The organism is Deltaproteobacteria bacterium (assembly GCA_018668695.1).
Classification (GTDB): Bacteria; Myxococcota; XYA12-FULL-58-9; order XYA12-FULL-58-9; family JABJBS01; genus JABJBS01.
The window spans coordinates 1-8,735 of sequence record JABJBS010000289.1; the positions used below are offsets into that span (position 1 = coordinate 1).

Consider the following 8,735-nt stretch of genomic DNA (forward strand, 5'->3'; position numbering starts at 1 on the left):
ATCCCTTTGTCGATCTCGGAAGCCTGATTCAAAACCTTCTGGATCCAAGGATGGTCGTGAGTCTCCCCTACCACCAAGCTTTGAACCGCCTGCTCTTGCTTGGCTAAGAGAGCGCAGAGAACATCAACGTCTTCCCCATCGCCTTCATCCTCAAGCCAGCGAGCCCACTGCATCAAAGCGGGTATTTCTTCTTCAGCTGTTACAACAACCAATGCACGCATAGTGGCTATCCTCTTGATACTTTGAACTAGGTTTTCATCAACAAATCTATCTTAATTCAAGGGTCCAGGCGAATTGGATAAGCCCGAGTTTGCTGAAAACTCAGCATCCTCGTATCCTGTGTCTGTGAGTTCTCCAAAAGCATCCCTAGTATACAATCCCGGCAGCGGGCGTGGACAAGGTGAGAAAAACGCCCAACGCTTCGCGGAAGATTGGCAATCTCGTTTTGGAACCGAGGTTACCCTTCGGCCGACCCAAAGCTATGAAGACATTCGTGTTGCCTCCAAGGAAACCTTTGACCCCGATGGTATCCAAATATTAATGGGCGGCGATGGTACTTTTTCTGAGTGCCTTCAGGGTTTGGCCGAGCTCAACAACTTTGAGCCTCTTCAAACTCCGGTAGGCCTTCTTCCTGGTGGGTCGGGCAACAGTTTCTTAAGAGACTTCGACGCTCACACGTATGAAGTCGCTCGTGATGCGATATTTGAGGCGGTAGAGAATCAAGAAACAACGCCAATCGACGTAGGGCTCTGCTCCTACCAAGAATACAAGAGTTCCGAGCCTTCAAGGCCGGGGCAAACCTTGCAAAGACTGAGTTTTAATATCTGGGGGCTCGGCCTCATTGCCGACATTGCAGCACTCGCTATCAAGATGAGGTTTTTGGGCGGCCTTAACTATACAGTTGCCACGCTCATTAAGCTTTTTGTGCATAGACCGACATCACTTAAGACTCTGCTCAATGGCAAAGCGCGAAACTTTAAAAGCAATATGGTTTGTATATCCAACTCTCGATACACCGGGGGAGCGATGGAGATGGCTCCGCCTGTTCGAGTGAACGACGGGAAACTGTTTTTTGTTTGTTCAGAGATAAGAAGCCGACTGAAACTATTTGGCCTATTCCCCTCGATATTTAGCGGAAAGCATCTTCAAGCTGACGATATGACCGCAGAGTTTATCGAAACCGCCAGTTTCGAGGCTCAGGAACCATTCTTCTTTAATGTCGATGGTGAGTTAGATTGGGGATTTAATCCAAAGCTGCGTGTGCAACCGGGCTACTTCAAGCTTTGGATGAGCCCGAAGCGCTTGAAGTAGCCGATCGCCAACCTAGATAGGTGCCACACGAAATTAGTCTCTGGTTATCAACTCAAAGTCAATTTTGCCGACCGTGATAGTATCACCGCTATGAAGAATTGATTGGTCAGTCATCAAACCATTGACAGCAACGCCGGATCCCGACAAATCCTGTACATGGTATTCGCCTGACTCACGCAAAACCACACGTGCATGACGCCGAGATACTCCAGCCTTCTTAATCACCACATCATTTACGGTACTTTTACCGATCGAAATTCCCTCTTCACCTAATTCAAAACGCTCTGTCACGCCCTTAGGATTAATCATCTCTAAGCAAGCTTCGAGCTCTGCTCGGGCCGCGACTTGCTCCGGTGAAACGGCCGCAACTGTTAATGCCTCGGAAGGCCCCTCAAGAGCCTCTTTTAGACTTGGCCTTTCCCACTCGCTCACCGACTCACCCTGAGAACCCGGAGCAACGGGCGTACCAAGGTCGGCCCAAACCAGACTCGCAGAATCCTGTTGAGATTCGGGCTCAGGGCTATCCTGTACGGAAACCTGAACATCGGTCGTGGGACCATGCTCAATTTCAGAAGACATGCTGTGTTTGATTGGAGTCACTTCGTGCTCATGCTCTCGCCAATCGGCACCCAAGAACTTCTCGCAAGAGTCATAAGTTGCACTTACAATAGCCAAATGAGTGTCCAACCGCTCTTTGAGTGTTCCAAGCGCTCCAACTTTCTCTGCTAATTCAGTATCTGGGTACTCGCCAACTTTTGCTCGAAACTTTTGTTCTTCGATAAGGTCTTCAATCAATTCAAGCCGTCCTTGAATACCCTTTTCTCGCGTTGCAATTTGGGTCAATTCACCACGGATATGGCTTGCCACCGGTGCAAGCTCATCCTCAATGATGGCCAGTCGCTGCTGATAATCATTCTGTACTCTCTTAAAGATGGCCTCTTTAATATCCCCAGAATTTTCCTCAGCATTTGTCAGTAGTATTTTCGCCGTGGCGAGACGCTTAGAAATCACCTCAAGTTTTTTCATCCATTCGTTATCAATCGTGAGCTCGTGTTCCTCACAGAAGCTACCATTTAAATCGTCTATATTGTTCATCTCTTGTTCTTTCAGGTGGATTTGTCGTTGATACGTTCCAGTGGATTCCCGCAATAAAAAAAGGCGGGGTGAACTCCTACGAGACACCCACGCCCTTTTAGGTGGCAGGCAGACTCACTTAGAAAATAGAGTCAACACTATTCATCAGTAGCTCACAGTTCATACTTGGTTCGATACGAACCATTTGTACTTGGTTTTTCGCCGGGTCATTAACTGGCTCGTTTGGGATAGCTTGTTCAAGCATTGCATTGGTTGCGCCCAAAGTTTTTTGGTCGCCTCGTTCCGTTACATTACCCGCGAGTGCGCCCTGGTCATCAAGCGTACCATAATAAGTATTGATTGCCCGCTGCACAACATAGATGTCTCCTGAAATGAAACCAGCAACTTTAACCGTGACGCCCGGATTACCGTCGCCATCTTGATCGAAGATTCTCTCATCAGAAGCATCACCCGGTAGCTCATCTGTAAGCGGATTATCAAGTTCAACGCCAACGAGCATCACTGCTTGCTCACGCTCCCAACGAACCGTTTCGCCTTCCTTCCAGACCAAAAGCTTCACAGGTGCAGGTACCATGCTCTGTGGAATTGCATCAGGAATCTCTGTGCTTACCGCATCCATACCCGTTGATTCCACATGGCAACCATGCTCCGTAAGCCAAAGATCAGTGCCGTCGAATGTAATCTGGGTATACCCCCAACCGGTTGTTACATTCTCGGAGCTTCCCATCATCGGGACTTCTTGAAGTGTGGTGACCCACTTCTTAAACGCATAAGTTCCTTCAAACAGTGGCGCCAGCTCCACAGTGTCCGAAGCATTGCTGGATGAAGAATCACTCGAATTTGTGTCTGCACCGTTTGTATCGTTGTTTGTATCGGTATCGGTATCGGTGTCAGTATTGACGTCATCGGTCGTTTCATCGCCTGATGTTTGCGAAGCGTCATCTGAGGAAGTTGTGTCCCCCTGAGTTTCGGTCGCATTGTCACTGGACGTGTCCCCGGAAGTGTTTGCTGGATCAGTTTCGCTACCGCACGCGGCCAGCAAAGTAAGAATAAAAATAGTTGATAGGATTCTCATAGGCGTTCCCCTAAATTTTTGAGTGGATTAAATTGTAATGGGTAAAAATTTCGCGACGTCGCTCTACGCACCGTTCACGCAATTCACCGGAAGATAAGCGTTGTCCAAAAGATCCCACTTTCGGTTCACGCGGCTTACTTAATGTTTTGGTCTGAGGCTGCACTGACTGCCGGATAGAAACACTCTCACCACAACCAAAATGGATGGCTCCAAAGAACGCAAACAGCGGTGTGTCCAAAGTGTCTATTTCAACCATCGGTCCCCCCAAACATGTGCGGCGACCTTACAGATCTCTATCCCAAATCGTCAACAGTAAAAGGTAGCACTTTCTACTTTTATCAAATATCGATGAGTTTATGAAAAAACGCAACAAAATCAGCCCCAGTCGTAAACCGAAACACGGTATTGTCCTGCGAAAAGTGTTGTCAACTCGGGTTCAACGTGGAAGAAGCGGCATCCCCGCACTCCAAAAACGAGGATTTCCCATGCTCAACGCGCGAACCATTACCAAAGAACTCGAAGGCTCCACCACGGAAGATGCAGTTTATTCTTCTGCCCTCTCTGTTGTTCCAGCTTTTCGATTCGATGAAACTGTGGCCCGCGTCTTTCCCGACATGATTCGACGCTCCGTTCCGGGGTATGAAACGACGTTGGATATGATTGGGGTTATGACCGACCAATTTGTTCAACCGGGAACGAATTGCTACGACCTTGGCTGCTCCTTGGGAGCATCGCTTTTGGCTATGCGCCGAGCCATCGGACACTCTGGCTGCAAAGTCATTGGCATCGATACCAGCTCAGCGATGGTCGAACACTGCCAAAAAATCATTGACGAAGATGACTCCATCACTCCCGTTGAGATTCGCCAAGAAGATATTCGGGAAACGCCGATTCATAACGCAAGTGTCGTCACGTCAAACTTTACCCTTCAATTCCTTCCACCACAGGACCGGCTCGCATTGTTGCGCCGCGTGCGCGAAGGCATGGTAGACGACGGAATTTTTATTCTATCCGAAAAAGTTCATTTTGATAACGAAGCCAATCAAGAACTTCAGACACGTTTGCATCACCGATTTAAGCGCGCTCAAGGGTACAGCGATTTAGAAATAGCCCAAAAGCGAACAGCTATCGAGAACGTCTTGGTTCCGGATACCATTGAAGAGCACCGTACCCGTTTGCATATGGCGGGTTTTTCTCAAGTTCAAGTATGGTTCCAATGCTTTAGCTTCGTATCGCTGGTTGCCATTCCATGATCGATTCTGCAGCCCTTGAGCGAGAGCTTAGAGAACAGGATATTCACAAACTAGCGGACGCTCTACCAGGCATTATCGAAAAAGGATTTGATCCAAAGCGCTTTGGAGATTTACCAAAATGGCAATCCGCTATCGATAGTCTGCCTGATGTCAGTCCTTCTCGTGTCAATTTGAACACGCCAACTATCCAAATCGGCTCCTCACAAGATGCTACGGAGGCTCAGAAGCAAGAGCTCTTTCATGGGCTTAAAGCACTCCACCCGTGGCGCAAAGGTCCTTTCAATTTTTTTGGTATTCACATCGATACAGAGTGGCGGTCCGATTGGAAGTGGCAGCGTCTAGAAAAACATCTTTTACCGCTTGAGGGTAAGGCTATACTGGATGTTGGCTGTGGAAGTGGTTACCACTGCTTACGCATGCTGGGCGAAGGTGCCAAACTTGTACTTGGTATAGACCCATCAGTTTTATTTTTAGCCCAATTCGCTAGCGTCAAAAAGTATGCAGGTTCTCTCCCCGCGCATCTGCTGCCCATGGGCATCCAGGATTTACCAAGTAACCTAAAAGCTTTTGATACCGTCTTCTCAATGGGCGTCCTCTATCATCGCCGTTCCCCGCTTGAGCACCTTACGGAACTATTTCAAGCCCTGAAGCCAGGTGGTCAAGTCGTCCTTGAAACTTTGGTTATCCCAGGCGATAAAAATGAGTGCCTTGTCCCAAAAGATCGGTACGCTCAAATGCGTAATGTGTGGTTTATACCTACCTGTAAAACTCTCGAAGGCTGGCTCGCTCGTATGGGCTTTGAGGATGTACAGACCGTAGATATCAACGTGACGAGCACCGAGGAACAAAGGGCAACTGAGTGGATGCAATGGCACTCTCTTAAAGACTACCTTGACCCCCAAGACCCAACACGCACAGTCGAAGGCTACCCCGCACCTACACGCGGATTGTTAATCGCCAAACGCCCTCTCTAGACTAAGTTCTCCAAGTTGCACTCCCGTGTGAACTCTGAAAAAATCATTGTGACGAGTCGTTCTGGACCAGACGTATTCTTTCCAGTGGAGGAGATTCCAAAGTGTCGGAAGGCGATGCCGGAAATTGGGAGGACACCCTTGACTTAAAAAAGTCCATGGAAGCGCCCACCATTGTGGGACCGCCCCGCGACGCTATGAGCACTATCAACCCGCTTACTGAAGAAGCCTGCTTTACCGTCGAAGCTCAACAGTACACCATCCGTGATTACGAAGAGAAAGAAGTGGTTTTTCCCTGGCCGGATGGTCTGAGTTCTTTACCCATCGTCGACATCTCTCGCGGCAGCCACACCGATAGCCAAGGCGACTTTCATGTTACCAACTTGTTGGGTCGCGGCGGCATGGGGGTTGTAGAACACGCCAATCAGCAAAGCCTTGACCGAGGGGTGGCCATCAAACGACTGGCCAATGAGCGGACAGATCCCCGCAACGTCACTGCCCTTTTACACGAAGCGATGATTACAGGCTCCCTTGAACATCCCAATATTATCCCAATTCATCTACTCGGACTCGACCAGGATAAACATCCGGTGATGGTCATGAAAAAGGCGGAAGGGTTAGCATGGTCGGCTCTGCTGCACGGAGTGAACGAAGAGCATTGGAAGAACTGGCGCGGGGACCGTCTAGAGCGGCATGTGCAGATCTTAATTCAGGTCTGCAATGCTGTTCACTTCGCTCATACTCGAGGCGTGATTCACCGGGATATCAAACCAGCAAATATCATGGTGGGTGATTATGGTGAAACCTATCTCCTCGACTGGGGTGTAGCGACTAAAGTTGAAAATTACGACGAAAGCGACAATCGAATTTGGGGGACACCTGCCTATATGGCGCCCGAGATGGCATCTGGCAAAGAAGTTAACGCACAAACCGATGTCTTTCTTTTAGGGTCGTGTCTGCATGAAATACTAACCGGGTTTCCAAGGTATCGGGGACGAACTGCCCGTGAAAGTTTAAAGCTCGCCCGCGCAGCAGGTTCGTTTGTGTTCGATTCTTCCGTATCGCCAGAGCTGGCGACCATATGCAATAAAGCCTGCTCCAAAGAACGAGAAAAACGATATCAAAGTGCCCAGGAGATGCGTGAAGCACTTACCACCTTCCTCAGAGAACGAACCATGTGGGAGCTGTTGCATGTTGCGAACCAACGTGTGGATGCCCTTCAAGAACTGCTGCGCTCTGTGTTTAGTAAACCAGGCACACCAGTGATGCCTGAAAAAAATTACGTCATTTTCAAGCTTTTCAATGAAAGCCGTTTTGGTTTTGAGCAGGTCCTCACTCAGGTACCCGAGCACAAGGCCGCCACCGCTGGGCTTCAACGCTGCTTAGAAGCTATGTTTATGTATGCCATTGACCAGCGCAATGCGGATTTTGCGGCTTCTCTGGTGACCGACATGCCGTGGAAGCGCCCAGACCTTACGCAAAAGCTAGACGAACTCCAGGAGTCGTTAGCTTCCGATAGCCAGGCTCTGCTTCGCTTGGAAGCACTGCGACATGATCAAGATATGAAAATATCCAGTTCACAGCGGGCCACTGTATTTGGTGGTGCGATGCTTACCCTTTCCTTGTTTATGTTTGGACTGGAATTATTCAGCGATCAGCTAAGCCAAACACAACAACTGGTTAGTTCTATTTTCGGAATTGGTTTGATTGGATTTGTGACTCTTGGGATCACTCTGTTAAACCGGGACATATTCTTACTCAACCAAGTCAATCGCTCACTAACCGGAACCTTGCTTGCCGGTTTCTTTGCCTTGTCTTTAAGCCGAGCTCTAAGCCTTAACAGCGGCGTTGCGATGGAGCATATTTGGCAATCGGATTTATTGATCTGTTTACTTATTGGGATTCTGTCGGGCCTATCTATTCGTAAAGTCTTTTTTATGCCTTCGCTTATCATAGCAGTGGTCTTTTTGGTGGCTCTCATTATGCCCGAACTGGGCAAACACGCACTGCCGGTTGGGCTTCTCTTTACCAGCTTCTTCACCCTGCGTTCTGGCCGTAACGCTCAGTAAGCATCTAGCCTACAAAAGCCTACTGGAGACGCCATCGATGGCGGGCGTGCGCACAATTTTCTACATAGTCAGTGAGGGATCGAGTGCGTACCATTATAATGAGAGGTGAATCGTGGGCGACTCGAGTCCTAAACTATTTGAGCCGATTGATGTGGCTAACTTACTTGCAGAATCCCAAAAAGCAAAAGCGCTTTTTCGGCCGCAATCAGGTTACTTCCGAGGGCATTATCAAAGTGGTGCCCTTTTTGCCGAGGGTAAGCTCCAATACGGTATACCTGATGGAGACTGGACGATTTTCCACGAGAACGGTGAAATCTGGCAAGAAATCAGTTTTCGAGAAGGCGGTAAATCAGGCCCATGGCACGTCAACCACAACAGCGGATTACCGTGGATTCGCGGTCAGTATACCCACAACCAACGAACCGGCACCTGGACCTACCACTGGACGAGCGGGAAGCCGATGGCCAGAGGTGAGTTTCACAACAACGAGCGTAACGGCTTGTGGACCTATTGGGATGAAGACGGCGTTGAACTTTGCCGCATCCGCTACATGGCAGATTTCCAAATCAAATCTTCTTAATGCCTTGAAAGATTCAAGCAGCCTTTGCATCGGCAACTTGGTGGGTTAACCAGCGGGAAAGGTGCATCCACCACTGAGCCTTAATTTCAGGTACCTCATGGTGTAATTCGTGACGACCGCCCATGATTTCTCTCAACGCAACCATGCCCACAGGAGCCTGCCGCGCAAATTGGCGAGAGCCATCGATAGCGCAAATTGTGTCTTCAGTGCCGTGGTAAACTAAAGTTGGGACAGAGAGGCGATGCGCCCCTCTAATCACTTCGGCGGAGCAATCTATAAGACCCGTGGCCAGACGTGTGGATATCATATCGTGCACCCATTTATCTGCTAGATAGCGCGCTACTTCAGATGTATCCGAGGAGATACCCAGGGTATCGAGAC

The 8,735-nt window shown here is 49.0% G+C and carries 10 protein-coding genes; 5 read left to right on the forward strand and 5 right to left on the reverse strand.

Annotated elements, in window-relative coordinates; genetic code table 11:
* Window positions 1-221: hypothetical protein (locus HOK28_15300; GenBank protein MBT6434464.1), on the reverse strand; the 221-nt coding region annotated here is incomplete at its 3' end.
* 73 nt (window positions 222-294) lie between these two features.
* On the opposite strand from HOK28_15300, the gene HOK28_15305 reads away from it, so the two are divergent.
* Entirely contained in the window at window positions 295-1,311 is a 1,017-nt protein-coding gene (locus HOK28_15305; protein ID MBT6434465.1) for a hypothetical protein, read from the forward strand.
* A gap of 33 nt (window positions 1,312-1,344) precedes the next feature.
* Here HOK28_15305 and HOK28_15310 read toward each other — a convergent pair whose 3' ends face one another.
* From HOK28_15310 to HOK28_15320, 3 genes are all read right to left on the reverse strand, one after another.
* A complete protein-coding gene (locus HOK28_15310; GenBank protein ID MBT6434466.1) occupies window positions 1,345-2,406 on the reverse strand; it encodes an FHA domain-containing protein in 1,062 nt (353 codons plus the stop codon).
* Between the two features lie 118 nt (window positions 2,407-2,524).
* Window positions 2,525-3,481 carry a hypothetical protein gene (locus HOK28_15315; GenBank protein ID MBT6434467.1) on the reverse strand — a complete coding sequence of 319 codons (957 nt, stop codon included), beginning with the start codon at window positions 3,479-3,481 and terminating at the stop codon, window positions 2,525-2,527.
* A 10-nt stretch (window positions 3,482-3,491) separates the two neighbouring features.
* The gene (locus tag HOK28_15320; GenBank protein ID MBT6434468.1) at window positions 3,492-3,737 is read right to left on the reverse strand and encodes a hypothetical protein; all 246 of its coding nucleotides are present in this window, start codon (window positions 3,735-3,737) and stop codon (window positions 3,492-3,494) included.
* Window positions 3,738-3,966: 229 nt separating this feature from the next.
* Here HOK28_15320 and cmoA point away from each other — a divergent pair, with 229 nt between their 5' ends.
* The 4 genes from cmoA to HOK28_15340 all read left to right on the forward strand — a co-directional run bounded on the left by cmoA (window position 3,967) and on the right by HOK28_15340 (window position 8,354).
* Window positions 3,967-4,734 (forward strand): carboxy-S-adenosyl-L-methionine synthase CmoA, encoded by a 768-nt coding sequence (gene cmoA / locus HOK28_15325; GenBank protein ID MBT6434469.1) that lies wholly within the window; start codon window positions 3,967-3,969, stop codon window positions 4,732-4,734.
* Window positions 4,731-5,708 (forward strand): tRNA 5-methoxyuridine(34)/uridine 5-oxyacetic acid(34) synthase CmoB, encoded by a 978-nt coding sequence (cmoB, locus tag HOK28_15330; GenBank protein MBT6434470.1) that lies wholly within the window; start codon window positions 4,731-4,733, stop codon window positions 5,706-5,708. Before cmoA ends, cmoB begins: the two co-directional genes overlap by 4 nt.
* Window positions 5,709-5,809: 101 nt before the next feature.
* Window positions 5,810-7,774: a serine/threonine protein kinase gene (locus HOK28_15335; protein ID MBT6434471.1), complete on the forward strand. Its 1,965-nt coding sequence runs from the start codon at window positions 5,810-5,812 to the stop codon at window positions 7,772-7,774.
* Between the two features lie 112 nt (window positions 7,775-7,886).
* Complete coding sequence (locus tag HOK28_15340; GenBank protein ID MBT6434472.1) at window positions 7,887-8,354, forward strand: hypothetical protein; 468 nt, start codon at window positions 7,887-7,889, stop codon at window positions 8,352-8,354.
* A gap of 13 nt (window positions 8,355-8,367) precedes the next feature.
* On the opposite strand, the gene HOK28_15345 is transcribed toward HOK28_15340, so the two are convergent.
* A partial coding sequence (locus HOK28_15345) for a hypothetical protein (protein MBT6434473.1) occupies window positions 8,368-8,735 on the reverse strand: 368 nt, incomplete at its 5' end.

What these genes read in the sequence shown, in the direction of transcription:
- HOK28_15310 (MBT6434466.1), bottom strand. Translation starts at nt 2,406, where the DNA reads ATGAACAATATAGACGATTTAAATGGTAGCTTCTGTGAGGAACACGAG.
- HOK28_15315 (MBT6434467.1), bottom strand. Translation starts at nt 3,481, where the DNA reads ATGAGAATCCTATCAACTATTTTTATTCTTACTTTGCTGGCCGCGTGC.
- HOK28_15320 (MBT6434468.1), bottom strand. Translation starts at nt 3,737, where the DNA reads ATGGTTGAAATAGACACTTTGGACACACCGCTGTTTGCGTTCTTTGGA.
- cmoA (MBT6434469.1), top strand. Translation starts at nt 3,967, where the DNA reads ATGCTCAACGCGCGAACCATTACCAAAGAACTCGAAGGCTCCACCACG.
- cmoB (MBT6434470.1), top strand. Translation starts at nt 4,731, where the DNA reads ATGATCGATTCTGCAGCCCTTGAGCGAGAGCTTAGAGAACAGGATATT.